The sequence below is a fragment of the Streptomyces misionensis genome (assembly GCF_900104815.1).
Lineage (GTDB): Bacteria > Actinomycetota > Actinomycetes > Streptomycetales > Streptomycetaceae > Streptomyces > Streptomyces misionensis.
The window spans coordinates 1,299,595-1,323,877 of record NZ_FNTD01000004.1 but is presented as its reverse complement, the minus strand read 5'-3'; the positions used below and the strand labels follow the sequence as shown (position 1 = coordinate 1,323,877).

20 protein-coding genes and 4 pseudogenes are annotated in these 24,283 nt (G+C 69.7%); 15 read left to right on the top strand and 9 right to left on the bottom strand.

Translation table 11 applies throughout. The features are described from left to right. Nucleotides 1–46: 46 nt before the first annotated feature. Together BLW85_RS07510 and BLW85_RS07505 are read right to left on the bottom strand one after the other, a co-directional pair. Complete coding sequence (locus BLW85_RS07510) at nt 47–940, bottom strand: aldo/keto reductase (RefSeq protein WP_074991623.1); 894 nt, start codon at nt 938–940, stop codon at nt 47–49. After that, nucleotides 937–1,494, bottom strand: coding sequence for a TetR/AcrR family transcriptional regulator (locus BLW85_RS07505; RefSeq protein WP_167381389.1), 558 nt, complete (start codon nt 1,492–1,494; stop codon nt 937–939). The genes BLW85_RS07510 and BLW85_RS07505 overlap by 4 nt, the downstream gene beginning before the upstream one ends. Before the next feature lie 222 nt (nt 1,495–1,716). Between BLW85_RS07505 and BLW85_RS07500 the strand changes: the two genes are divergently transcribed. Together BLW85_RS07500 and BLW85_RS07495 are read left to right on the top strand one after the other, a co-directional pair. After that, nucleotides 1,717–1,974 (top strand): hypothetical protein, encoded by a 258-nt coding sequence (locus BLW85_RS07500; protein ID WP_074996008.1) that lies wholly within the window; start codon nt 1,717–1,719, stop codon nt 1,972–1,974. Between the two features lie 8 nt (nt 1,975–1,982). Continuing rightward, nucleotides 1,983–2,351 (top strand): annotated as a pseudogene (locus BLW85_RS07495) (PIN domain-containing protein). A 74-nt stretch (nt 2,352–2,425) separates the two neighbouring features. Here the strand turns inward: BLW85_RS07495 and BLW85_RS39755 are convergent. Further along, nucleotides 2,426–2,692 (bottom strand): hypothetical protein, encoded by a 267-nt coding sequence (locus tag BLW85_RS39755; protein ID WP_074991621.1) that lies wholly within the window; start codon nt 2,690–2,692, stop codon nt 2,426–2,428. Nucleotides 2,693–3,593: 901 nt separating this feature from the next. Between BLW85_RS39755 and BLW85_RS07485 the strand changes: the two genes are divergently transcribed. The 4 genes from BLW85_RS07485 (at nt 3,594) to BLW85_RS40070 (ending at nt 7,234) form a co-directional block, all read left to right on the top strand. Then, the gene (locus BLW85_RS07485; RefSeq protein WP_074996007.1) at nt 3,594–4,655 is read left to right on the top strand and encodes a hypothetical protein; all 1,062 of its coding nucleotides are present in this window, start codon (nt 3,594–3,596) and stop codon (nt 4,653–4,655) included. Between the two features lie 334 nt (nt 4,656–4,989). Continuing rightward, complete coding sequence (locus BLW85_RS07480) at nt 4,990–6,555, top strand: serine/threonine-protein kinase (protein WP_244174840.1); 1,566 nt, start codon at nt 4,990–4,992, stop codon at nt 6,553–6,555. Then, the gene (locus BLW85_RS39305) at nt 6,501–6,992 is read left to right on the top strand and encodes a peptidylprolyl isomerase (protein ID WP_074996006.1); all 492 of its coding nucleotides are present in this window, start codon (nt 6,501–6,503) and stop codon (nt 6,990–6,992) included. Before BLW85_RS07480 ends, BLW85_RS39305 begins: the two co-directional genes overlap by 55 nt. 86 nt (nt 6,993–7,078) lie before the next feature. After that, on the top strand, nt 7,079–7,234 hold the full coding sequence (locus BLW85_RS40070; RefSeq protein WP_244174839.1) for a hypothetical protein: 156 nt from the start codon (nt 7,079–7,081) through the stop codon (nt 7,232–7,234). 38 nt (nt 7,235–7,272) lie between these two features. Here the strand turns inward: BLW85_RS40070 and BLW85_RS07465 are convergent, their stop codons facing one another. Next, complete coding sequence (locus BLW85_RS07465) at nt 7,273–7,965, bottom strand: TetR/AcrR family transcriptional regulator (protein ID WP_070028046.1); 693 nt, start codon at nt 7,963–7,965, stop codon at nt 7,273–7,275. A gap of 173 nt (nt 7,966–8,138) precedes the next feature. Here BLW85_RS07465 and BLW85_RS07460 point away from each other — a divergent pair, with 173 nt between their 5' ends. The 6 genes from BLW85_RS07460 to BLW85_RS40065 all read left to right on the top strand — a co-directional run bounded on the left by BLW85_RS07460 (nt 8,139) and on the right by BLW85_RS40065 (nt 16,262). Next, entirely contained in the window at nt 8,139–9,692 is a 1,554-nt protein-coding gene (locus tag BLW85_RS07460) for a bifunctional 3-(3-hydroxy-phenyl)propionate/3-hydroxycinnamic acid hydroxylase (RefSeq protein WP_074991620.1), read from the top strand. 29 nt (nt 9,693–9,721) lie between these two features. Beyond that, nucleotides 9,722–10,663: a VOC family protein gene (locus BLW85_RS07455; protein WP_074991619.1), complete on the top strand. Its 942-nt coding sequence runs from the start codon at nt 9,722–9,724 to the stop codon at nt 10,661–10,663. Further along, nucleotides 10,663–11,514: an alpha/beta fold hydrolase gene (locus BLW85_RS07450; protein ID WP_070028043.1), complete on the top strand. Its 852-nt coding sequence runs from the start codon at nt 10,663–10,665 to the stop codon at nt 11,512–11,514. The genes BLW85_RS07455 and BLW85_RS07450 overlap by 1 nt, the downstream gene beginning before the upstream one ends. 92 nt (nt 11,515–11,606) lie before the next feature. Beyond that, a complete protein-coding gene (locus BLW85_RS07445) occupies nt 11,607–12,488 on the top strand; it encodes a VOC family protein (RefSeq protein WP_167381388.1) in 882 nt (293 codons plus the stop codon). A gap of 94 nt (nt 12,489–12,582) precedes the next feature. Next, the gene (locus BLW85_RS07440) at nt 12,583–13,566 is read left to right on the top strand and encodes a dihydrodipicolinate synthase family protein (RefSeq protein ID WP_074991617.1); all 984 of its coding nucleotides are present in this window, start codon (nt 12,583–12,585) and stop codon (nt 13,564–13,566) included. A gap of 11 nt (nt 13,567–13,577) precedes the next feature. Continuing rightward, nucleotides 13,578–16,262 (top strand): aldehyde dehydrogenase family protein, encoded by a 2,685-nt coding sequence (locus tag BLW85_RS40065; RefSeq protein ID WP_074991616.1) that lies wholly within the window; start codon nt 13,578–13,580, stop codon nt 16,260–16,262. Nucleotides 16,263–16,570: 308 nt separating this feature from the next. On the opposite strand, the pseudogene BLW85_RS07430 reads toward BLW85_RS40065, so the two are convergent. After that, a pseudogene (locus tag BLW85_RS07430) lies at nt 16,571–16,687 on the bottom strand (4-hydroxy-2-oxovalerate aldolase); the annotation flags it as partial. Between the two features lie 98 nt (nt 16,688–16,785). After that, a pseudogene (locus tag BLW85_RS07425) lies at nt 16,786–17,292 on the bottom strand (leucine zipper domain-containing protein); the annotation flags it as partial. 124 nt (nt 17,293–17,416) lie between these two features. Between BLW85_RS07425 and BLW85_RS07420 the strand changes: the two are divergent. After that, nucleotides 17,417–18,301 carry a zinc-binding dehydrogenase gene (locus BLW85_RS07420; protein WP_074991615.1) on the top strand — a complete coding sequence of 295 codons (885 nt, stop codon included), beginning with the start codon at nt 17,417–17,419 and terminating at the stop codon, nt 18,299–18,301. Nucleotides 18,302–18,603: 302 nt separating this feature from the next. Here the strand turns inward: BLW85_RS07420 and BLW85_RS07415 are convergent, their stop codons facing one another. Further along, on the bottom strand, nt 18,604–19,062 hold the full coding sequence (locus tag BLW85_RS07415; protein ID WP_070028038.1) for a MarR family winged helix-turn-helix transcriptional regulator: 459 nt from the start codon (nt 19,060–19,062) through the stop codon (nt 18,604–18,606). 140 nt (nt 19,063–19,202) lie between these two features. Here BLW85_RS07415 and BLW85_RS07410 point away from each other — a divergent pair, with 140 nt between their 5' ends. Both BLW85_RS07410 and BLW85_RS07405 read left to right on the top strand, forming a co-directional pair. Continuing rightward, nucleotides 19,203–19,985, top strand: a complete 783-nt coding sequence (locus BLW85_RS07410) for an SDR family NAD(P)-dependent oxidoreductase (RefSeq protein WP_074991614.1) — start codon at nt 19,203–19,205, stop codon at nt 19,983–19,985. A gap of 115 nt (nt 19,986–20,100) precedes the next feature. Next, entirely contained in the window at nt 20,101–20,943 is an 843-nt protein-coding gene (locus BLW85_RS07405) for an NmrA family NAD(P)-binding protein (protein WP_074991613.1), read from the top strand. A gap of 65 nt (nt 20,944–21,008) precedes the next feature. On the opposite strand, the pseudogene BLW85_RS07400 reads toward BLW85_RS07405, so the two are convergent. Beyond that, nucleotides 21,009–22,533, bottom strand: a pseudogene (locus tag BLW85_RS07400) (ISAzo13 family transposase). Between the two features lie 209 nt (nt 22,534–22,742). Beyond that, nucleotides 22,743–24,266 carry an aldehyde dehydrogenase gene (adh, locus tag BLW85_RS07395; RefSeq protein WP_070026408.1) on the bottom strand — a complete coding sequence of 508 codons (1,524 nt, stop codon included), beginning with the start codon at nt 24,264–24,266 and terminating at the stop codon, nt 22,743–22,745. Nucleotides 24,267–24,283 lie beyond the last annotated feature (17 nt).

Sequence of the window (24,283 nt, the reverse complement as noted above, 5' to 3'; positions counted from 1 at the left end):
GTGCCCGGCGTGGGGTGTGGTCGCGACCCGGCCGCGTCGGTTCCGGTCAGCCGATGGGGACGTCGCTGGAGCGGGACTCGACGGCGTCGAGGGCCGCGAGAGTCGCGGCGTCGAGGGTGATCTCGTTGACCGCGATGTTGGCCTCCAGGTGGGCGGCGTTCGCGGTACCGGGGATGAGCAGTACGTTCGGGGCATGGTGCAGCAGCCAGGCGAGGCCGACCTGGGAGGGCGTGACGCCCAGGGACTCGGCCACGGCGTGCACCGTCGGCTCGTCGGTCGCCTTGGGCAGGCCGGGGAAGGCCCCACCCAGCGGGAAGAACGGCACCCAGGCGATGCCCTCGGCCGCGCACAGCCGCAGCATGTCCTCGTCGCCGCGGGAGACGAGGCTGTAGGCGTTCTGCACGCAGACGAGGCCGGCGGGCAGGGCGCGGCGCAGGCCGTCGAGGGTGACGCTGCTCAGGCCGATCGCGCCGATCTTGCCCTCGTCGCGCAGGGCGGTCATCACCGCGAGCTGGTCGTCGAGGTCGACAACCTGGTCCCCGGCAGGACGCAGCCCGGGGCCGGTGTCCAGGCGGCGCAGGTTGACCACGTCGAGCCGGTCGACGCCGAGGCTGCGCAGGTTGTCCTCGACGCCGGCGCGCAGTTGCTCGGGCCGCTGTGCCAGACGCAACGGCAGGCGCCCGCCGGGATCGGGGGCGGCCCCCACCTTCGTGACGACCAGGACGTCGTCCTCGGGGCGTAGTGCCTCGCGGATCACGTCGTTGGCGAAGCCGAAGCCGTAGAACTCGGCGGTGTCCACGTGGTCGACGCCCAGTTCCACCGCGCGGCGCAGCAGTGCGACGGCCTCGCCGCGGCGGTCGTGCAGGCGCGCGAGCTGCAACGCGCCGTAGCCGACCCGGAAAACGGTGCGGTCGGCGAACGAGGCGGTCCGCGTGGTCATGACGCTGTCTCCTCGGCGGGTGTCCGCAGGGCGGTGTACAGCAGTTCGGCCTGGTAGAGCGCCATGACCCGGTGGGCGATCGGGGCGGCGTGCTCCCGGGCCCGGGCCGGCTCGTGGTGCTCGACCTTGACGAGCCATGCGGTGACGCAGTCGTGCAGCATCGCGCGCATCCGGTCGGTCGCGTCGACGACGATGTCGTGGATGACCGGGTCGGTGGTAGCTCCGCCCCAGGTCTGCACGCCGACCCGGGCCTCGGCAGGGTCGATCGCGGTGACCAGGCGGGAGAGCAGTTCGTCGGGGTCGGGCGGGACGTCCGCCGCGGCGTACTCGCCGATGGTGCTGCCGCGCTTGTCGAGCATCTCGCGGGCGGCGGCCTGGACCAGGTCCGCTTTGTTGCGGTAGTGCGCATAAATCGAGCCGGCCGAGAGGCCGGACTCGGCGGTGATGTCGGCGATTGAGGTCCGTTCCAGGCCGTTGCGGCTGAAGCAGCGGACGGCGGCCTGGGCGATCTGAGTACGCCGGAGTTCCTTGCGTGCGTCGGTGAGCCGAGGCACCACACCTCCCACAAAAAGAATTCCTGTTCTTCTTGAGGAGAAACACTAACAGAATCACTGTTCTGTTTGCCGACTGCCGACTGCCGACTGCCGACTGCCGACTGCCGACTGCCGACTGCCGACTGCCGGCAACGGCCGGGTCCGGCTCCCCCTCCTACGGTGGACTTGGTGCAGGGATGGACGCCCGGACCGTCTGGGTGAGGGCACGACTGGCCCGTGATGATGTCCGACGTCAACGTCCGCATCCCGGAGGAAGCCCGGGACCGGCTCGCCGCCATCGCGGCAGCCGAGGGAATGTCGCTGCGTGCCTACCTGGCCCGCCTCGCCGACACTCTGCTCACCCCCGCCGAGCGGGCCGAGCGCGCCGAGCGGGCCCGCGCCGCCCTTCAGGAGTGGACGGGCTACGCGCCGACCCGGGCGCAGGAGCAGGACCTCGACAGCGAGCTGGACCGCCGGCTGGCCGATGCGGGAGCCCGGTGAGCGACGCGATGCACATCGTCCTGGACGACACCGCGATGGCCGCGGCCGGCCGCGGGAACGCCCTGGCCTCGCGGTTGATCCACCGCGCCCATGCGTAGTCCGGCTGGTACCTCTATGCCCCGGCGTGCGTGCTGGTCGAAGCCGATCGTGCCCGGCCGGGTACGGCCGAGCACCTTGCCGTGCTTCCCGGCATCACCGTCCTGGACCTGGACCTGCCCTCCGCCCTGGCAGTGGCCCAGCAGGACACCTGGGCCGCGGCGCACTGCCAGTACGCTGCGCAGCCCACCCCGGACCGTCCGGACGGGGCGGTGATCGCCACGACCGCCCTCGACCGCTGGAAGGGCGAGCCGGTCCGTGTCCTGGACCTCACCCCCTGACCATCTCCCTTGGCTGCGGCCCGCGAACACACCAGGTGTTCGCGGGCCGCAGTCGTATATGCAGATCAGGCGGCTTACCGGTGGTTGTGAAGGTGGTGCTGGTGGGTGGTGACGAGGGTGCGCCACCGGCTGCGGGTGGTCTGTTCGCCGTCCAGCCAGTGCGGCGGGGTGTGGCCGGCGGGGAGGGGGAGGCCGGCCATGAAGGTGGCGATGTCGACGTAGTAGGCGTAGTCCCCGCTTTGGGTTTGTTCGCGCAGCCGGGAGACGGTGGCGGCAAGGGCGTCGTGGTCGTCGAGGACGGCCTGGTGGAACGCGGCGGAGAGTTCGAGGGTGGGGGCCATGGAGATGAGGCCCGCGGTGTCCAGCTCGGTGCGCAGGTCTGGATACGCTCGTCGAGTGCGGGATCGCCGGCGTCGCGGATCGGGGCGGCGATGGCCGCGTTGATCGTGGTGGCGCGCATGTCGAGGCTGGCGAGGAGCTGGTGGGCGAGGTCGATCTCGTCGTCGGCCTGGCGGGGGTCGTAGAAGGCGACGGCGAGGGCGCGCAGGGCCTGGTTGTGGGCTGCTTCCCCGGCGACGCCGTGCTGTTCGGCTTCGGTGCGCCCGGCCAGGTAGGCGGCCGCGGCGCGTCGGGTTCTCCTTGCAGCCACCACAGGTCGCCCAGGACACGGTGGTGGCGTCCTTCCCAGCCGAGGGTTTGTGCTGCGGCGTGTGCGGTGGGGAAGTCGCCGGCGAGGCGGGCGGCCTGGGCGAGGCCGCGGCGGGCGGCGGGGGCGAGGCGGCCGTTGCCGTCGGCGACCTGCTGGTATCCGCGGCGTGATTCCGGGCCGTGTCCGGTGTCGCGGTAGGCCTTGGCCCGGTAGTACAGGGCCATCTCTTCCGCAGCCTGGGCACCGAGCCCCGGTCGTCCGGCATCTGACACCGATTCGGAGCACCTCGCCATCGTCCTGCATCGACTCCACCTCAATGCCCGGATCCGCCAGGAAGAGCAGCTCTTCCAGCCGGAGCAGCACCTCGCGCACAGCCCAGAACCATCAGCCCAAACGCGGTCGGCACCGGCGGTTTCCAGACGATCTCGTGTGACTGAACGCGATAGGTAGTCCCTGAGCATTCCGGTTGGCCCGACCGCATTTCGCCCTGAGAAGGGTGCCTTCCGGGTTCTCGGCGCTTCGTGGTGTGTCGGGATGTGCCCCTGGATGTCCGGCAGCCGACCGGCGGGGACGGACGGGCGGGCGGGCAAGGCATGATCGAATCTCTGGGGATTCGATGGCGGGGGTGTGGTGTGAGGGATTGGCGGACCGATCCGGCGTTCGAGATGTGCCGGGCGCTGGTGGACGGAGTGGATCTGGCCTCGTTCGCGGGAGGCGCGTTCGATGTGCGGGCGGTGGTGGCCGGCATCCAGTCCGGGGCCCACAGCGGGTTGCTTCTCGACGCCGTTCCGTGGGGGAACTTCCCTCACGGGAACGATGCCCGGAAGGCCGTTCATCTGCTGCACACAGGCGAGGACCCCGCAAGCCACGCGACGGACGTGTTGGGGGGTCTGTGTGCCAACGACAGCCGGGCCGCCGTCGCCCTCACCGTACCGTTCCTGATCCCCATCGCCACCGATGCCCACCACCCACACCGTGCCGCCGCCCTCGGCGTACTCTCCAGCCCGGCCCGCGCCCAGCACTTCGGCGTCGCCTCCCGCGATGAACTCCTGCTCCACCGCACCGATCCTCGGCGTCACGCCCCCGACGACTACGGCGTCGAGGTGACCGGCTACCCGGCAGGCTGGTCGGTGGCCGCCGCCCGCGCCGCGATCACCGCCGAAGCACCCGTGCTCCTGCCTCTTCTCAACGATTCCGACCCCACCATCCGCATCGACGCCGCCTACGCTCTGGCCACCGCCGCCGACTCCGACCACACGGTCCGAACCGCCCTCGCCACCAGGTTCGCCACGGAACATGACGCCATAGTCCGTGCCGCCCTGCTCCTCGCCGCCGCGGAGACCACCCGGGCCCACGCACATCCGCCGACCGTCTGGTGGCTCCGTGAGCGGTGGCAAGACTGGACAGAGGCCCCCGAAGTCCGCCTAGCTGCGGCGATCGGCTGGCTCTGCCTCACGGACGAACCCGCCCCCGAGGACCTCCACCAGACCATCAACACTTTCGCCACAGACGAACGCGCGCATGCCATGGACGCCCTGCCGTGGATGAACGCCGCCGCCGGATCCGGTGAACCGGGACTCCGGCGCTGTATTCGCTGCATGCTCCACCCCCAAGAGCCCGAACCGTCGGAGGACCCCTGGGCCTCCTCGCCTTGAGCGCCCGGCCTCGGCCCCGTTTATGCATCGAAGTTGTCCACCGGGGCCAAGTACGGTGCTCGGTCACATCTCGCGGGACCTACCAGCAAGGCCCACGGTCACAGGGAGTAGGCACACCACAGAAGTTGGACCAGAACCCGAAGTCGGGAACATCCAGGGTGGCCACCTCCTCCCGAACTGCTCGACAAACGCTGCTCTGCGACGTGAACAGAGCCATCGCCTGATAACGCCTTCTGAATCTCAGATGTTGCGGGTGGCGCTCTGCGTCGCGTGCCATGATCGGGGGGCTCGGGGAGACGGCGCACAGGTGAGTCCACGACGGGGAGGGCGCGCGGTGGAGGGCCAGCTTCTGGGAGGGCGTTACCGGTTGGTCCGGCAGCTCGGCGAGGGCGGCATGGGCGAGGTCTGGGAGGCGCGGGACGAGACGCTGGACCGGCAGGTCGCTGTCAAAGTGATCTCCCTTCTCGCCGGGGGGGAAAGCCGTGGGGATGAGGCCCGCGCCCGGTTCCTGCGCGAAGCACGGATCACCGCCCGGCTCCAGCATCCGTACATCGTGTCCGTCCATGATCTCGGCGAGAGCGATACGCAGAGAGGCACCGTGCCCTTTCTGGTCATGGAGTTGGTGCGGGGCGAAGGGCTCGACGTCAAGCTCCGCGAAGGCTCCGTCGACCTGGCCGAGGCGGCCCGGTGGGGCGCTCAGATATGCGACGCATTGGGTGACGCGCACGCTCACGGCATCATGCACCGGGACATCAAGCCGTCCAACATCCTCGTCACACCTTCCGGAACGGTGAAGGTCCTCGACTTCGGTGTCGCACGCGCCGCCGATCCCTACGCGACTGCTGACCGGCTGACCCAGACCGGATTCATCGTGGGCACGCCCCCGTACATGGCGCCGGAGCAGGCGCGCGGTCACCCGGAACCGAGGAGCGATCTGTACGCTCTGGGCTGCTTGCTCTTCGAGCTGGTCACCGGCAGGTTGCCGTTTCAGGCACCGGACAGCGTCGGCTATCTGACGGCGCATCTGAGCCAGCAGCCACCCGCGCCCAGTTCCGTTTCCGCGGGTGTGCCAGAGGCCTGGGACGCTGTCCTGCTCAGACTTTTGCGCAAGGACCCCACAGAGCGGTACGCGAGTGCCGCCGACGCCGCCCGGGCCCTGCGGGGGCTTGCGGACGCGCCCGAGCCCGTGCCGGCGGCCACCGCACCGCTGACAGAGGCTTGGCCGTCGTCGTCCACCGGTGACCCCTCTCCCCGGAAGCCCGTTGCGGCGCGGTCCTGGATCGCGATCGCGGTCTGGTTCCTCATCGCGCTGGTGGCCGCCACGGTGACCGCGGCCAATATTGACGGAGCCTATGACGGTCGCGACGTAGCCAGCGGCGTCGGCGCGGTCGCCATCGCCTCTGTGGGGCTGATCGTATGGTTCGCAGTGCAGGCAAGACCCCGTTGGCGGGCACGCGTGGCCCTGCCGCTCCGGTTCCTCCCGTCGGCGCTCCTCTTCTGCGCCTACGCCATGGTGGTCGCGCCCGCCGCGGCGGACGACAGCATCGACTGGGGCTACTGGCTGCCCCCTGGCGGGATCTCCACGCTGACGCTGGCGGGCCTCCTGGCAATGGCCGCGGCCCTCACTCCCCGGACGGAACGCCGGACGCGCGGAATCGGCTACGCCCTCGTCGGCGTGAACGCTGCCGCGGTATTGGGATCATCCACGCAAATGGTCTCGGGTAGTCGGGTCTGGTTCCAGTATGTCGGTTTCGTCCAGCCGCAATGGGTCCCCCTCGCCATAGGCGTGTCGGCCATCGCGCTGTACTGCACGCGCGACATCACAACGCGCACTGTGGACGCCTCATCCGGAGGCAGAGACGACGGGACGGATTCCCTGATCACGCGCCCGAGACGGTAGCCAACTTCGTCGGTCCGGCCGACGGGAGCCGGCAGTGGACTGACCCCAAAACGGGCCAGCCGGGTTCAGGTCCGCTCCACAACGGAACGACCTTCCACCGCGTGATCTCCAGCTTCATGATCCAGGGCGGTGACCCGCTGGGCAACGGCACAGGCGGCCCGGGCTACAGGTTCCAGGACGGATTCCACCCGGAGCTGAAGTTCGACCGGCCCTATCGGCTGGCCATGGTCAATGCGGGCCCGGGTACCAACGGCTCACAGTTCTTCATCACCGTCGGACCACAGCCGCACCTCAACAACCGGCACACCATCCTCGGTGAGGTGATCCAAGGCCAGGACGTCGTCGACGCCATCGCCAAGAGCGACGTCGGACGCAACGATCGCCCCGTCAGGGACATCGTCATCGAGTCCATCACTGTCGACCGACGCCAGTCCTGAAAGGGCGCCGCCGGTTCCAGCACAACCCGCACGGTGCGGACGCCGTCGCGGCCGCGACGAAGGCCGCCGAATCGGCCCGGGAACGGGTGGCCGAATACTTGCTGGCGACGCGGCTGGAGCAGCTGCGAGAGCAGATCGCCGCCCGCACCGAGACGGCCGCGGCCGCGCCGTGGACGGACCGGCTGCCGGAACTTGCCGCGCGCTCGCTGGACGGCGACGCCACCGGGGCGGTGATCGCGTGAGCACCGAGCCGAGCGGGGTCGACCTCGCGCGAGACGGATTAGATCCGCCGTGTTCCGTTTGACTCGCCCCCGGGCGTGGGCTTCGTCTCGGAGCGCAGTCTCGCCGCCAGCCGCTCTCCCATGAGCGCGAGGGTCTCGGCCAGCAGATCCATGTCGTCCGCCATCGAGCGGTCGCGCTCGGCCTGGGCGGCGAGGAACGTGCCGTCGATGCCGGCCATGCCGGCGTACTCGAGCCGGTCCGCGACTGCCCGGGAGATCTCGGGGCCTTCGTCGTGGAAAGACTCCCGGATCATGTGATGCACATGCCGCCGGCCCTCACGGCGGACCTTCGCAAGGGTTTCCTTCACCTCCGGCTCGGCCTCGTCGCTCTCCTCGCTGAGGATCAGGAACAGGTGCAGGCGAAGGAATTCCTCCCGCTCGGTGAGCACGCCCGCTGCCTTGCGGAGGAACCAGCGCAGCCGCTCCTCGGCGGTGCCGGCCGGAGGGTCGGCGTACGCGGTGCTCATGGCCCGGAAGAAGTCGTTCAGGCCGCGCTCCATCACTGCCGAGAGCAGTCCGCCCTTGGTGCGGAAGTGGTGGAAGATCACGCTCTTCGCCAGCCCGATCTCCCTGCTGACGACGGAGAGCGGCGTCGCGGCATAGCCGCGCTGCCCCATGATGCGCGCGGCCGCCTCCAGGATGTCCTCGCGTGATTGCTTGCCCCGCCGGTTGCTGACTCGCTGCCTGTCCACGCGCGAAGCATAGGGCGCCGGAGTCCGCGGACCTGCGGCCGGGACGAGCCGCAGGCTCCAAGCAAATTCTGCTGCGCAGAATCCGCGATGCCGCCGATTGACCGGACCCCTTCCGTGAGGTGACGCTGATCACCAGGAAATCGACCGGGCGGTCTATAACTCGGAGGGCACTGATGCCTGAACACTTCGACACCGACGTCGCGATCATCGGGTACGGCCCGACCGGCCTGGTCGGCGCGCTGTCCCTGGCCACGATGGGCACCTCCGTGATCGCCTTCGAACGGGACCACGACATCTACGCCCGTGCTCGGGCGGTCACGGTCAACGACTGGACGATGCGGATCTTCCAGGACCTCGGTATCGACGAGCGGATCGAGAAGGTCATCGAGCCGCAGAGCCAGCTGCGCTGGAAGACGTACGACGGCCGGGAGATCCTCCGCGCCCAGCAGCCGCCCTCGGCGCTCGGGACGCGCAACACCAAGCCGCGCTTCTTCAGCATCTATCAGCCGAGGATGGAGGCCGAGCTGCGCCGCTGCGCGGAGGAGCTCGACGGCATCGAGGTCCGTTACGGCGCCGAAGTCATCGGTGTCGAGCAGGATGACACCGGTGTGACGATCACTGCTCGTGACCGGACGACCGGCGCGGAGACCATGACCCGGGCCCGCTACGCACTCGCCGCGGACGGCGGCTCCAGCCCGACCCGGAGGCTGTTGGACATCCCGATGCTGGGCGACACCGACCCGCAGCTGTGGATCGTGATCGACTGCCGGGTCAAGCGCTGGTGGCCGGACCGCGACCTGCTGACCTTCTGGAGCGACAAGGAGCGGCCGGTCGTCGACATCGCGCTGTCGGCGGGCAACCACCGCTGGGAGATCCCGCTGAAGCCCGGCGAGACCGAGGACGACTTCACGACCCCCGAGCAGGTCTGGCCGCTGCTGAAGGCGATGGGCGTGACGCCCGAGGACGTGGAGATCCACCAGCACGCCTTCTACCGCCACCACGTCCGCGCGGCTGAGACCTGGCGGCAGGGAAGGATCTTCCTGGCCGGTGACGCCGCCCACCTGATGCCGCCCTGGGCCGGCGCCGGCATGCAGTCCGGCATGCGTGACGCCCACAACCTCGCGTGGAAGCTGTCCCGGGTGCTGCGCGACGAGCTGGACGTGGCGATGCTCGACACGTACGAGGCCGAGCGCCGTCCCAACGTCGAGATGTTCACGCAGATCGCCGTGCAGTTCGGCCGTGTCATCAAACAGCAGGTCTCGCCCGAGGAACTCGAGGCGATGAAAGCCGTGCCGGAGAACACGGTGACGCCGTACGAGGAGCCGATGATGGCCCCGCCGGTCCTGGTGGCGGGCTGGCTGCGCGGCGAGATCGCGGATGCCTCGATCGTCGGCCGCATGATCCCCCAGCCCACGGTCGCCGACACGACGGGCAGGATCGCCCGGCTCGACGAACTCATCGGCTCCGAATTCGTACTGCTGGGCGCCGACGTCGACCCGCGGTCACTGCTCGATGCCGAGGAGAAGGCGGAGTGGGACGCACTGGGCGCCCGCTACCTCACCGTCCGGCCGAAGACCGCGTACACCCGGGGCGCCGACGAACTCGTCGACCTCGAGGGCGTGTTGCTCGGCTGGCTCGCCCGCTACGGCGTGCGGGCGATCGCCCTGCGGCCGGACAAGTTCGTCGCGGCGTCCGACAAGGCCGGGCTCACCGTTCCGGCCCTCTGAATCCCACCGTCCGATGAGAGGGAACACCCATGACCGGAGTCAAGGAGCTCGCCTACGTCGTCTACGAGGTCAGTGATCTCGCCGACTGGGAACACTTCGCCGCGGGCCTGCTGGGCATGCAGGTCGGGCACAAGGATGCCGGCTCGATCAGCTTCCGTACCGACGAGAAGGCGTACCGCTGGCTGTGCGTCGAAGGCGCGGCGGACGACCTGAGCGCCACCGGCTACGCGGTGGAGAGCGGCGGCTCGCTCGACAGGATCGTCGAGAGGCTCCGCGCGGCCGGCGTCGAGGCCGTCGAAGGGGACTCCGCCTTGGCGGCGGCCCGTCAGGTCGACCGGATCGTGCTCACCACCGACCCCGTGGGCAACCGGATCGAGCTGGTCACCGGCTTCGCCGATGCCCAGGCCCCGTTCCAGTCGGACGTCCTGCTGGGCAGGTTCGTCACCGGTGCGGGCGGCGCCGGGCACGAAGTGCTGGTCTCCAAGGGCGTCAGCCGCGAGGAGTACCTGGCGTTCTACCTGGAGCTGCTCGGTTTCCGGATCAGTGACTTCATCGTCGAGGAGGTCGCCCCCGGCATCGTGGCCGACGTCGTCTTCCTGCACTGCAACCCGCGCCACCACACCGTGGCCTTCGGCAACATGCCGAACCCGAAGCGGATACACCACTTCATGGTCGAGGTCAGCGACATCCGCGACGTGGGCATGGCGTACGACCGGTGCATGGACGCGAAGCAGCCGTTCGAGATGACGCTCGGCATGCACCCCAACGACCACATGTTCAGCTTCTACGTCCGTACACCCTCCGGCTTCTCCGTCGAGTACGGCTGGGGCGGACTGCTGATCGACGACGAAACCTGGCAGGTCGAGACCCTCGGCAAGCTCAGTAGCTGGGGCCACCGCCCGCCGGAGCTGGTCCACGACCTGCTCGGCCAGGCCCCGTTCACCAACACGCCCGCGAAAGGCGCCCACTGATGACTCTCACCGAAGCGGACGTCGCCCGGGACGTCCGGACCAAGAGCTGGAACGTCCACTACAACGAGGCCGGCCCCGCTGACGGACACCCGGTCTTCCTGCTGCACGGCGGCGGGCCCGGCGCGACCGGCTGGAGCAACTACAACCCGAACATCGAGGCCATCGCCGCAGCGGGCCTGCGGGTGATCGCCCCCGACCTTCCGGGCTGGGGCCAGTCCGACGAGGCAGATTTCTCGGACTACGACCACGTCGAGGTGATCTGCGAGCTGCTCGACGCGCTCGGTGTCGAGAAGGCCGCGTTCGTCGGCAACTCGATGGGTGGCCACGCCTCGCTGCGGATGGCGATCGAACGGCCCGAACGGGTCTCCCACTTGATCACCATGGGCGCCCCGATCCAGCTGAAGCCCATCCTCTTCGGCGCCGGAGGCGGCCCGAGCGAGGGCCTGAAGGTGATGGCTCAGAGCTACGCCGACCACAGTCCGGAGCAGATGCGGCGGCTTGTCGAGATCATGGTCTACGACAAGGAGCGGTTCGCCACCCCCGAGCTGTCCGAGCAGCGCTCCGCGGCTGTCGCCAAGCGCCCCGAGCACCTCGCGAACATCGCGAAGCACGGGCCGAAGGCACCGATCACGATCTGGGCCGACCCCAGCCGGCTCGCCGAGATCACCGCGCCGTCGCTGCTGATCCACGGCCGGGACGACCGGGTCGTGCCCTTCGAGACGGTGCTGCTGCTGGCGGCGAACATCCCCGACTCGCGGGCGCACATCGTCAACCGCTGCGGCCACTGGGCGCAGCTCGAGCACGCCGACGAGTTCAACCGGCTCGTGGCGGACTTCGTTCTCCATCACTGAAGAGGCTGATGCGGCCCCGGCACCACGGTGGCGGGATCGCGCACGGCGCGCGGAACGCCGCCTTCCCCGCACGGCCGAAACCGGAGGCTCCCGTGGTTCATGTGCAGACGCTCAACAACATCGCCCTGTCCGTCCCCGATCTCGACCGGACGGAGGACTTCTACCTCGACCGGTGGGGGCTTAAAGCCGTGAACGGGGACGGTGACTCGGGGCGGCGATATCTCCGCACGATGACGTCCGCACACCACGGGCTCTCCCTCGAACAGTCACAGGCCGGCGCCGAGCGCGGCGAGCTTGTGCACATCTCCTTCGATGTAGCGTCCCGGGCCGACCTCGACGCGGCAGTAGAGACGGCGGTCGCGGCCGGTGGTCGGCTGGAGCGGGAGCCCGGCGCGGCCGTCGCGCCGGGCCACCAGGCCAGTGCGGCCGTCCGCGACCCCGACGGCAACGTGGTGCAACTGCTGTACGGCGCGGCCTTCACCGAGGAGAACCACCGGGCGCGGATCGTCGCGCCCCGCAAACTCGGTCACGTCGTCCTCAACACTCCGCGGCGCGCCACCCTGGAACGCTTCTACGCCGCCCTCGGGCTGCGGGTCAGCGACCGGACCGCGCGCGGAATGTCGTTCTTGCGCTGCAATCGGGACCACCACAGCCTCGCCGTGACCGACTCCGAACGCACCGGTGTACAGCACATCGCGTTCGACGTCGTCGATATGGACAACGTCATGACGGCCCTCGGCTCGCTCACCCGCGAGGGCACCGCCTGTGTGTGGGGCCCGGGACGGCACGGGCCGGGACACAACATCTTCACCTACTACGCCGACCCGGCCGGCGTGTTCATCGAGTACTACGCCGAGCTCGAACAGGTCGAGGAAGAGATGGACGGCCCGCTGGAGGCCAAGTTCTGGGGCGAGGAGTGGAAGGGCGACACCTGGGGGTACGCCGGCCCGCCTCCGCCGAACTTCACCAAGTGACCACTCTCCGGCCCGACATGTACGCGGAACCGGAAGAACAACGCGGAGGTACACCGATGTTGATGGAGCAGCAGCTGACCGAGGGGGCCCGACCATGATCACCGCGGCCGAGATCAACGGCATGTACGGCATCATCCCGACCCCGGCGCTGCCGGGTGCGGAGCGGCTCGACGCCCGTGACACCGTCGACGTCGACGAGACGGCGCGAGTCGTCGACCGGCTGATCCGCGACGGCGTATCCGGGATCATTGCGCTCGGTACGACGGGCGAGTGCCCGGCGCTGAGCGAGGACGACTTCGACGTCGTCACGGACACCGTGGTCGAGGCGGTCGCCGGCCGCGTTCCGGTGTTCGTGGGCGCGACCGGTGCGGGCGGCCACGGTACGGCGCGTCGGCTGCGGAAGGTCGCCGCCTCCGGGGCCACGGGCGCCCTGCTGGGCCTGCCGATGTGGCAGCCGCTGACCACCGTGATGGCGGTCGAGTACTACGCCCAGGCCAGTGCGGCGTTCCCCGACCTCGCGCTGATGGTGTACGCCAACGCCCGCGCGTTCCGTTACACGTTCCCCGTCGAGTTCTGGCAGAGCGTGTCCTCGCAGGCGCCCACCGTCACGTCCGCGAAGGTGTCCCGCGCTCCCCAGCTGGAGCGGATGCTCGAGGTCACGGGCAAGAAGGTGAACTTCATCCCGAGTGACATGGTCGTCCATGACTTCGCCGCCCGCGCGCCGCAGACGACGACCGCCTGCTGGGCCACCGCCGCGGGTATGGGGCCGGAGCCGTCGATCGCCCTGATGGACGCGTTGCGGCGCGGTGACTCGGAGGTGGCCGGGCGGGCCGTGGCCGGCATCGCGTGGGCCAACGAGCCGCTGGCGCATCTCTTCGCCGACCAGGAGATCTTCGCCTCGTACAACACCCAGATCGAGAAGTCCCGGATCGCGGCCGCAGGTTACTGCCGCCCGGGCCCGGTCCGGTCTCCGTACCACCACCTCCCCGAGGAGTACGCCGCCGCGTCCGCCGTGTGCGGACAGCGCTGGCGTGAACTGCGCGAGCGGATCGCCGCCGGGACGAACGACCAGAAGTGACGAGGAAGACCATGTCATCCACCGCTACGACGCCTTACGCGGACGCCTACGCGCCCCACCGGGCCACCCTGGACACCATCCGCTCCCGCGACTGGGGGCTGCTCATCGACAACGAGCAGCGCCCGGCGGCGAGCGGTGCAACCTTCACGACGTACGACCCGGCCACCGAGCTTCCCCTCGCCCAGGTCGCCGACGGCGGCGCGGCGGATGTCGAGGCGGCCGTGGAGTCGGGCCGGCGCGGCTTCGAGATCTGGCGCCGCTACTCGCCCCAGGGCCGGGCGTCCGCGCTCCGCGAGCTCGCCGGGCACATCCGGGCGCATTCCGACGAGTTGGGTCTGCTGGACGCCCTGGACGGGGGCAGCTCGGTCACCTCGATGCGCAAGGACGCCCTGTGGGCGGCCGACCATCTTGAGATGTTCGCCGACTGGGCCCTGATGATCAAGGGCGAGACCTACCCGGGCGCCGGAACCGGTCTGCACTACTCGCGGCCCGAGCCGTACGGGGTCGTCGGCCGGATCATCCCGTTCAACCACCCGGTGTTCTTCGGGGCGGGCAAGCTGGGGGCGCCGCTGATGGCGGGCAACGCCGTCATCCTCAAGCCGCCGCCGCAGGCGCCGCTCTCCGCGATCCGGCTCGGTGAGCTGATCGCCGAGGTGCTGCCGCCGGGCGTGGTCAACATCGTCAACGGAGCAAGCCCCGCACCGGGCGTGGCGATCGCCGCCCACCCGGAGATCGAGCGGATCGCGTTCATCGGCAGCGAGCGGACCGGACGTGACATCCAGCGCGTCGCCGCCGGGGCCGGGGTCAAGCACGTCAGCCTGGAACTCGGCGGCAAGAACGCCATGGTGGTGCTGGGCGACGCCGATATCGAGGCGGCGGCCCGGGGCGCCGTGTTCGGCATGAACTTCACCGCCACCCAGGGCGAGTCCTGCGGCTCGAACTCGCGGCTCCTGGTGCACCGTTCGATCGCCGACCAGGTGCTCGCTCGGGTCGTCGAACTGGTCGAGGAGATCGAGGTCGGCGTGCCGGTGTCCGAATCCACGCAGATGGGCGCGCTCGTCTCCCGGGAGCACTACGAGCGGGTCACCGGCTACATCGGGATCGGCCGCGAGGAGGGCGCACTGGTCGCCACCGGCGGCGGCCGTCCGGCGCATCTGCCCAAGGGGCTGTTCGTGCGGCCCACGGTGTTCTCCGGCGTCACGCCCGGGATGCGGATCGCCCAGGAGGAGATCTTCGGTCCGGTGCTCTCGGTGCTCACCTTCGACACCGACGACGAGGCCGTGGAGATCGCGAACGGCGTGCGCTACGGGCTGACCGCCAGTGTGTGGACCCAGGACGTCGACCGGGCGCACCGGTTCGTGGAGGACCTGCAGGCCGGGTACGTGTGGATCAACGACTCCTCGCGACACTTCCCCGGGCTGCCGTTCGGCGGAGTGAAGGCTTCCGGCCTGGGCAAGGAGGAGAGCCTGGAGGAGATCCTCTCCTTCACACAGTCCAAGACGGTCAGCATCCCGCGTAGGGGGCGCTCCGACTTCCCCGACGTCCGCCTGCTGTCGACCATCCAGTCGAGCACCGGCGGCAACATGATGGTCATCCCCCGCGAGGGCGGCCACCTCTTCCGGCTGTACGTCGACCTCGGCGAGGTTTCCGCCGACGACGCGCGGAAGGTCCGCGCCACACCGGTGGACACCGTGATCGCGAAGGCCGCCACGATCCTGCACCCGTACGTCTTGGACGTGAAGAAGGTTGCCTGGTTCAGTGTGTACGAGGTCGGCCACCGGCTCGCCGAGCAGTTCGACGACGTGCCTGCGGACGAGACCGGCGTGCGGATGCCGCGCGTGTTCATCCTCGGCGACGCTTGCCACACCCACAGTGCCAAGGGCGGCCAGGGCATGAACGTCTCCCTGCAGGACGGCTTCAACCTCGGCTGGAAGCTGGCACACGTCCTCGACGGCCGGGCCTCGGAGACGCTGCTCACCACGTACAGCGCGGAGCGCAAGGCCATCGCGAAGAACCTGATCGACTTCGACAAGGCATGGTCGTCGATGATGGCCAGGAAGGCCGGGGAGTTCGCCGACGCCGCGGAGCTGCCGGAGTACTTCAAGTCCACGGAGGAGTTCCGCACCGGATTCCGCACCCGGTACGAGCCGTCGCTGATCGTGGGGCCGCCGACGTACCAGGACTGCGCGAAGGGCTTCCCGGTCGGGCAGCGGTTCGCCTCGGCGAGGGTACGCCGGGTCGCCGACACCAATCCGGTGCACCTCGGCCATCACGCGACAGCCGACGGCCGCTGGCGGATCTACGTGTTCGCGGACCGTCCGGCACCCGGGGAAGCCTCCGCGCTCACGGATCTCGCCCAGTGGCTCACCTCCTCCCCGGACGCGCCCCTGGCCAAGCTCCCCGAGGGCGTCCGGCCGGACGACTGGTTCGACCTCAAGGTCACTTACCAGCAGGATCACCACGCGGTCGAACTGTCCGACGTGCCCGAGGTCTTCCGCCCCAGAGTCGGCCCCTACGGCCTCGTCGACCGCGAACGTGTCCATGCGGTGATCCCCGAGGACGACATCTTCGCGGCACGCGGGATCTCTCGTGACGGCGCTGTGATCGTGGTCCGCCCGGATCAGTACGTGGCTCACGTCCTGCCGCTGACGGCGACCGGTGAGCTGGCGGAATTCTTCGCGCGTCTGACTGGATAGGACCCGTCTCTCGTGGGATGGAATCTCCCGGGAGCACCGAGGCAAGCCTGCCAGTGGTCGGCCGAGAGCTTGCAGACGCGAGCCGGGGAGCCGTCGGCGAGGGTGTCGTTGCGGACGTGCTCGCGCTCCTGCGGCTGCGGTTCGGGCTTCGGGGTCGGCTTGGCGCGGTCGACCCACGAGGTGACGGTGCCGTCGGCGGTGAGTTGCACGTGCAGACCGCTCAGGTTCGCGGCGATCCTGACCGTCTTGACGGAGGCTCGCTTGGCTCTGGCCCTGGCGTGGACGGCGGCCTCGGCCGCCGCGCCTATGGCGGCGATCGCGGCGTGCCGCAGGAAGGACGAGCACACGCCCGCGTAGCCAAGCGTGAGCGTCTCGCGGCCGGCGCGGACCTGGAGCGGGCGGATAAGGTTGGCCGCGTCCTGGAGTCACTTGTCGTACGCCTTGCCGATCTCGGTGAGGACAGGGTGGGTGAACAGGTCGTTCTTGCCTTCGGCGAAGCCGCCGCAGGACGTGCTAGGTGTATTGACCCGCAGCGTTGTTCGAAGCCCACGTTGCTGCGTCGGGCCCGGCCGGCCTGGCGGCCCAGGACCTTGTGGCCGCCGCCATCGGGGATGCGGCCGAGCTTTTTGACCTCCACGTGGACCAGCTCGCCGGGCCGGTCGCGTTCCTAGCGGTGGACGACCTGGCCGGTCGGCCGGTCCAGGTGGGCCAGCCGGTTCAGACCGTGACGGACCAGGATCCGGTGGGTGGTCGAGGCGGGCAGGCCCAGGATCGGGCCGAGGCGGGCCGGTCCGGGTTCGCGTATCCGCCGCTGCTGGCACACCTGCGCCTCCACCGTCGGTGCAGTGCGGTGCGGTGTCGTCAGGGGGCGGCTGGAACGGTCGTGCAGGCCGGCCTCGCCCTCCGTCCGCCAGCGACAAAGCCACTTGTGGGCGGTTGCGCGGGAGATGCCCATCTCGGCCGCAACATGCGCGACAGGACGGCCGACGCCGACACGCTCGACAAGCAGTCGCCTGCCGTGAACGGTCAGCCGGGCATTTCAGCGGCCGCCGTCGCGCAGGACGGAACCGGTTTGTGTCCCCGTTCGCAGGCCAGCCGGCGCGGCGGCAGAAGATGGGGCAGGCGTGGGGTTTCGGCAGGTATGGGGGCCTGAGGTGCAGGAGTTCTTCGATCGTCCCGATCCCGTCCCCGGTCGCGGCGAGGTGCTGACCCGGGTCGACGTCGTCGGCGTGAATCCCCTCGACCACCTTCTGCGCTCGAGTCTGGTCGACGGGCTCGACGGTGGGCGTCCGTTTCCCCGCGTGCTGGGCATGGAGGCAGCCGGAACGGTTCTCGCGCGGGGCGAGGACGTCGACGGGCTCGAGGTGGGTGACGCGGTCCTCGGTTTCGCACTCACCGGTGGCGGCACCTACGCCGAGACGACGGTGCTGTCCGTGCTGAACACCGCGCGCATCCCGGAGGGGCTGTCCGTGACCGTGGCCGCAACGCTGCCAGTGGCCGGGACGACCGCAGTGGACGTGCTCGACCAGCTCGGCCTCCCGGCCGGTGCCACGGTCCTGGTCAACGGGGTCGGGGGCGGGGTCGGCCTCGCCGTCGCCCGGCTGGCCGTCGGGCGCGAGCTGCGTGTGATCGGCACCGGGAGCACCGCCAAACGCGAGCACGCCGCGGCCATCGGGGTGCGGTTCATCGATTACACGGCCGGGGACGTCGTCTCCGCGGCACGCGAGCTGGTTCCGGACGGCTTCGACGGGATCGTCGACCTGGTCGGAGGCGCCTCGCTGCGGACAGCGGTCGCTCCGCTGGCCCAGGATCCCCGTAACGTCATCGCTGTGGGTGATATGTCTGTGCCCGATCTCGGTGGGCGTTTCGTCGAGCGTCGCATCGACCGCGAGAACCTGGAGCGGTTTGCCCGGCTCGCCATCGAGGGAGCCCCCTCACCTGTGATCACCGCGGTCCATCCGCTCTCCGACGCCCCGGCGGCCCTCGCCACTGTCGAGAACGGCCACACCTCGGGCAAGGTTGTCATCAAGGTGGCATGAAGGTGCCCGGCTGCCCGGCTGCCCAGCGCCGTCGACGATCCGTTGCGGACTGACGAGAGCCGGTGTGTGGACGTAGTTCAGCAGGCTCCCCACACCTGTGACTGGTAGCTGCGCGCACCTTCAACCGTCGTCGCGACCGTCGGAAGGGCCTTGCCCGGCACGGGGTCCTGTGCCGCTCTCAACCCCGGACCTCAGCCGGGTTGCTGGCGGACCTGGCGGGGACCGGCGGGGCCCGCGCTGCACTCCTGGGCGGCCCGGAACAGGGGGTTCGGGGCGGGGGCGGCGGCGCCGCGCCAGGTTCGCTACGCCGGTTGGGGTCGATGGCTGTCGAGCAGTTTGGCCAGCAGGGCGTGAAGCTGCTGCCGTTCAGCGGCGTCGAGGCCGACGAGGAGTTCGTCCTGGACGGCGTCGGCGTGCTGCTGGACTTCCTCGAGGTACTGCCTGCCGTCGGTGGTGACGGTGACGATGTTGCGGCGCCGGTTGGCGGGGTCGGTGCGGCGGTCGACCTGCTGCCGGCCTTCGAGGCGGTTGAGGATCCCGTTGACGTCGTTGCGGTCGAGGCCGAGGCGGCGGCCGATCTCGGCCTGGCTGAGCGGCCCGTACTCCTCCAGTGCCGCCAGGACCGCGAAGTCGGCCCGTGCGGTCAGTGGCATGCGTCGGGCGGTCAGCCGTGCGCCGAGCGTTGACACCTTGCTCGCCTGCCAGCTGGCGAGCACACGCAGCCGGGCCGGGGGCTGCAACGCGTCGTCCGTGTCCGTCATGCCCCCATCGTAACTGTTGGACATCCCAACATGCAGGGTCTATGTTGGGCCGAGCGAGAACGTTGGGCAACCCAACATGTGAGCAGTCGGTGTCGGACCGCCGGTCGGCTGCCCCGCACCGCTCCCGAGGAGTGATCCCCATGCACAGCAGCAATGCACTTCCCGACCTGTCCAGTCGCCGGGCCCTCGTGCCGGGCGGCACGGGCGCCGTGGGCGAAGGTGTCGTCCGCGGCTACCTCGCCGCCGGTGCCGACGTCGTCGTCCCGACCCGCACCCAGGAGCGGGCAGAGGAGTTCCGAGCGGTGCTCGGCGAGGCGGCGACCGACCGTCTGCACCTGATGGTCCACGACTACACGACGTTCGCCGGCGCCGAGCAGCTCGCTGAGGAGATGGAGCGCAGGCTCGGCGGCGTCGACGACGTGGTGGCCCCGATCGGTGGGTGGTGGGCCGGCAAGCGGCTCTCGGAGATCGACGAGGCCGACTGGCAGAGCGCCTTCGTCGATCCCGCGACCGCACACCTGGCCGTCCTGCGGGCCTGCCTGCCCCGGCTGAACGCCCGCGGCGCCTACACACTGATCGTCGGGGCCTCCGCGTTCACCCCGATACCCGGCAGCGGCCTGGTCAGCATGGAGCAGGCCGCCCTGCTGATGATGCAACAGGTCCTCGCGGCCGAACTCGACGGAGAGCAGCGGGCCTTCGCCCTGGTGCTAGGGCCGGTGCGGACCCGCCTCGTGGACTCCGGTGACCCGGACCAGGTGACCGCCGACCAGGTCGGCGCGGTCGCCGTCGCTGCCTCGGCCGCAGCCGCAGTAGGCGGGCGGCAGATCCGGCTGCGCGACCAGGCCGAGGCCGACGAGGCGCTGGCCCTGCTCCAGGCCGCCTGGCTCAAAGACCCAGACGCGGACGCGGTTCGCGGGTTCTGATGCAAGTGAGTCACGCGCCGTTCCATCAAGCGATGGAACAACACCGCAGCTCCGTGACCGCCGCAGCGGACGGAGCGAACCGATCAAACCAACCCGATCAAGAGGAGAGCCAACGATGATCCTCATAACGACACCTGGGAAGGTGGGCTCCGAAGCGGCGCGCCTCCTCGTGGAACGCGGCGCGCCCGTACGGATGCTGGCCCGCGACCCGGCAAAGGCGAGCGCCCTGAGGCAGGTCGGAGTAGACGTCGTCGAAGGCGACCTCGACGCCCCGGCGACCATCGACGCGGCGATGCGAGACGTCACCGGCGTCGTGCTCGTCAGTCCGGCCGTTGTGGCCCAAGAGCTGAACGTGATCGCCAGTGCCGCCCGAGCGGGAGTCGGCACCGTCGTGAAGATCACCAGCAAGGCCTCGGCGGACTCGCCGATCGCCCGGCAACGCGGGCAGGCCGAGATTGAAGCCGGCCTGATCGCCTCGGGTGTGGGCTACACCCTCCTGCGCAACAACTTCTACATGCAGAACTTCCTCATGCTGGCCCCCGCGATCGCGGCGACCGGCGCTTTCGGCTCCTCGGCCGGCCCCGGGCTGGTCGGTTTCGTCGACACCCGTGACGTCGCGGCCGTGGCTGCGGAGATCGCCGCTTCGCCCGGCCCGCACATCGGAAAGACCTACCGGCTCACCGGGCCCGAGCTGCTCTCCTACGCCGACGTGGCGGCGGTGCTCGCAAAGCTGCTCGACCGCCCGATCGTGTTCAGCGAACGCACGATCGAGGAGGACAAGCAGGCGATGATGAGCGTGGGTGTGCCGGAGCCGATAGCCGCGATGAACGCCCACGCGGTCAGCCTGATCGCCGAGGGCGATGCGGCCTGGCTATCCGAGGACGTGCCGGCGATCCTCGGCAGGCCGGCCCGAACGTTCGCGCGGTTCGCCGCCGACCATGCGGCCGCTTTCTCCTGAGGCTCTGCACGCCGCGATCCGCGCTGGTGAAGGCCACCGTCGGGTCCTGCAACCGATGCTGCCACTCAGCCGAGGGGGCGGGCAGGTGGGCGGGCTGGGCCCTCTGCATCTGACCAGACGCCAGCCACAACACCGCCCTCGACGTCAACCCCCGAAGGACTTCCGAACTGGACCACTAAGGGCTTGCAGATCATCAACACGTCGTCTTGATCTTGCTGTTGGGGTTGCCGGTCTGGGCTCGAACCCGAGCCTGGAGGGCTGTGAGGGCGGAGGGCGGGGTGGCCGCCGGCGGGATGACGATGCTGTGCGTCTTGAGCAGCCTCCTGATCTTCAGCCGGGGTGCGGTGCATGGCGGTCCGACTCCTGTCGAACAGCACCCCGAGGGGTTCCGCGGCCAGGGCGACCCGCAGGTGAAGGACGGCTGCCAGGACCTGGTCGGGGAAGGCGAGCTGGGGCGGTCGGCCGCGCTTGACGTCGCCGTCGAGTGCCAAAGTGTCGGTGGGATCGCTCAGTTGCTGCCGTGACATGCCGGTCAGGGCGGGGTCGGACAGGAAAGCGTGGTCCCACTCCGGGGCCGGCTTCTGCGGAGCCCGGGTCGCTGGGACGGCTGGGCAGGGCTGGGTGTGCAGGGCATAGTTCCAGTCGCCGTGGAAGGCGTGTCGGGTCAGTGGCAGGGCCGCCATCTCCGCGTCGCCGATCTGGACTCCGGTTGGGTAGGTGTTGGTGTCCAGCTCGGCCATGACGCGCGGGCCGGTGCGGGTGGTGGTCGCGGCGATGGACTGGACGATGACTTCGTGGCTGGTCAGCGGGCGGCCACGCCAGTTCATGGTGATGTGGGAGAAGAGCCGGTGCTCGATTTTGTCGTGTCGCCTGCGGGTAGGCGGCCCGGCCCTGGCCGCACCACCAGCGGCGGATCGATTCCACTGCGAACGCGGCGGCGTCGTGATCGGTGCCCATGTTGACCCAGCCGGTGTCCGCTGCGAGATCGTAGATCCCGTACGGCCTTGCCCAGCTGCGGGTCGGCGAAGTCATGGACGTTCACCGGCACCGGATCAGCCGCAGGCCGCCACTTGCAGCCGTTGTTCTTGATCTCGCCGAGAGCTCCTTCTTCTTGGTGTCCACGCTGATCACCGGCTGGCCGGCGTCCCGGTGATCGCGGGCCTGCTCGTTGAGATAACGGAACTGGGCATCCCGGTCCGGATGCTGGCTGCCCTCGACGGTCTTGGCGTTGGCCTGCAGACTGAAGCCTTCCTCCCGCAGCAGGTCCGCGACGGTGTCCGCACTGACTTTGTGCCCGGTCCGAGCCAGCTCCCGCGCCAACGTGCGGGTCGACTTCACCGTCCACCGCAGTGGCGACATGGGATCACCGCGCTCGTCCGGCTCGACCAGCGCCAGCAGTGCCGGCCGCAGCCCCGGATCAAGATCTGCGACCCTCTTGCGGCCCCCGCCTGGCCGCCGCACCCGCCCCAGAGGCTCCTCGCCGGTCTCCAGCTCGAACACGCCCTTGCGGACCGTGGTCTCACTCACCGAGGTCGCCCGCGCGACGGACCGAACACCACCGTGTCCCAGGACACGGGCCTCTGCGGCCATCAGCAGCCGTCGCTGCCGCTCATCCAGATGCGGGAACAACACCGAGAACTTCATGGCGAGTTGGGTACGGATCTCGTCCGGGATGCGCATACCACACCAACGAGCCTTGGGACGGGAAGCAACACCTTGATGATCTGCAAGCCCTTAGATGTGCGCTGAGAAGGGCGCCTGTCAGGTATCTCCCCTGGTCAGGCGCCCTTCGCCGGCGTTTAGAAGAAGCCCAGCTTCTTCGGTGAGTACGACACGAGGAGGTTCTTCGTCTGCTGGTAGTGCTCCAGCATCATCTTGTGGGTCTCGCGCCCGATGCCGGACTGCTTGTACCCGCCGAACGCGGCGTGCGCCGGGTACGCGTGGTAGCAGTTGGTCCACACACGGCCCGCCTGGATCGCGCGGCCCGCGCGGTAGGCGGTGTTGATGTCACGGGTCCACACGCCCGCGCCGAGGCCGTACAGCGTGTCGTTGGCGATCTTGATGGCGTCGTCGAAGTCGTCGAAGGAAGCCACCGAGACGACCGGGCCGAAGATCTCCTCCTGGAAGATCCGCATCCGGTTGTCGCCCTCGAAGATGGTCGGCTGGACGTAGTAGCCGCCCTTCAACTCGCCGTCGTACTCGATCCGTTCACCGCCCGTGAGGACCTTCGCGCCCTCCTGCCGGCCGATGTCCAGGTAGGAGAGGATCTTCTCCAGCTGGTCGTTGGAGGCCTGGGCGCCGATCATCGTGTCCGTGTCGAGCGGGTGCCCGTGCTTGATCTGCCGGGTGCGCTCGACCGCCGCCTCCAGGAACTCGGCGTAGTTGCCGCGCTGGACGAGCGCCCGGGACGGGCAGGTGCACACCTCGCCCTGGTTGAGCGCGAACATGGTGAAGCCTTCCAGCGCCTTGTCGCGGAAGTCGTCGTCGTGCGCCCAGACGTCGTCGAAGAAGATGTTCGGCGACTTGCCGCCCAGTTCGAGCGTGACCGGCTTGATGTTCTCGGAGGCGTACTGCATGATCAGCCGCCCGGTCGTGGTTTCCCCGGTAAACGCCACCTTCGCCACCCGCGGGCTCGACGCCAGCGGCTTGCCCGCCTCGACGCCGAAGCCGTTGACGATGTTCAGCACGCCCGGCGGGAGCAGATCGGCGATCAGGCTCACCCAGTAGTGGATGGAGGCAGGGGTCTGCTCGGCGGGCTTGAGCACCACCGCGTTACCCGCGGCGAGCGCGGGCGCCAGCTTCCACGTGGCCATCAGGATCGGGAAGTTCCACGGGATGATCTGCGCGACGACCCCGAGCGGCTCGTGGAAGTGGTACGCCACCGTGTCGTCGTCGATCTCGCCCAGCGACCCCTCCTGCGCCCGGATCGCCCCGGCGAAGTACCGGAAGTGGTCGATCGCCAGCGGGATGTCGGCCGCCAGCGTCTCCCGCACCGGCTTGCCGTTCTCCCAGCTCTCCGCCACCGCCAGGGCTTCGAGGTTGGCCTCCATCCGGTCGGCGATCCTGCGCAGGATGTCGGAGCGCTCCGTCACCGACGTACGGCCCCACCCGGGGGCGGCCTCGTGCGCCGCGTCCAGCGCGCGCTCCACGTCCTCCGCGGTGCCGCGCGCGACCTCGGTGAACGGCAGCCCGTTGACCGGCGACGGGTTCTCGAAGTACTGCCCGCGCACCGGCGGCACGTACTCCCCGCCGATGAAGTGGTCGTAACGCGCCTGGTAGGAGACGATCGCGCCCTCGGTGCCCGGCGCCGCGTAACGAGTCATCCTGAAGTGCCTCCCGG

Excerpts from the sequence above, each read along its gene's own strand:
- BLW85_RS07440 (WP_074991617.1), top strand. The coding sequence starts at position 12,583 with ATGATCACCGCGGCCGAGATCAACGGCATGTACGGCATCATCCCGACC.
- BLW85_RS07410 (WP_074991614.1), top strand. The coding sequence starts at position 19,203 with ATGCACAGCAGCAATGCACTTCCCGACCTGTCCAGTCGCCGGGCCCTC.
- BLW85_RS07405 (WP_074991613.1), top strand. The coding sequence starts at position 20,101 with ATGATCCTCATAACGACACCTGGGAAGGTGGGCTCCGAAGCGGCGCGC.
- BLW85_RS39755 (WP_074991621.1), bottom strand. The coding sequence starts at position 2,692 with ATGGCCCCCACCCTCGAACTCTCCGCCGCGTTCCACCAGGCCGTCCTC.
- BLW85_RS07415 (WP_070028038.1), bottom strand. The coding sequence starts at position 19,062 with ATGACGGACACGGACGACGCGTTGCAGCCCCCGGCCCGGCTGCGTGTG.
- BLW85_RS40065 (WP_074991616.1), top strand. The coding sequence starts at position 13,578 with ATGTCATCCACCGCTACGACGCCTTACGCGGACGCCTACGCGCCCCAC.
- BLW85_RS07450 (WP_070028043.1), top strand. The coding sequence starts at position 10,663 with ATGACTCTCACCGAAGCGGACGTCGCCCGGGACGTCCGGACCAAGAGC.
- BLW85_RS07485 (WP_074996007.1), top strand. The coding sequence starts at position 3,594 with ATGATCGAATCTCTGGGGATTCGATGGCGGGGGTGTGGTGTGAGGGAT.
- BLW85_RS07460 (WP_074991620.1), top strand. The coding sequence starts at position 8,139 with ATGCCTGAACACTTCGACACCGACGTCGCGATCATCGGGTACGGCCCG.
- BLW85_RS07455 (WP_074991619.1), top strand. The coding sequence starts at position 9,722 with ATGACCGGAGTCAAGGAGCTCGCCTACGTCGTCTACGAGGTCAGTGAT.
- BLW85_RS07510 (WP_074991623.1), bottom strand. The coding sequence starts at position 940 with ATGACCACGCGGACCGCCTCGTTCGCCGACCGCACCGTTTTCCGGGTC.
- BLW85_RS07500 (WP_074996008.1), top strand. The coding sequence starts at position 1,717 with ATGTCCGACGTCAACGTCCGCATCCCGGAGGAAGCCCGGGACCGGCTC.
- adh (WP_070026408.1), bottom strand. The coding sequence starts at position 24,266 with ATGACTCGTTACGCGGCGCCGGGCACCGAGGGCGCGATCGTCTCCTAC.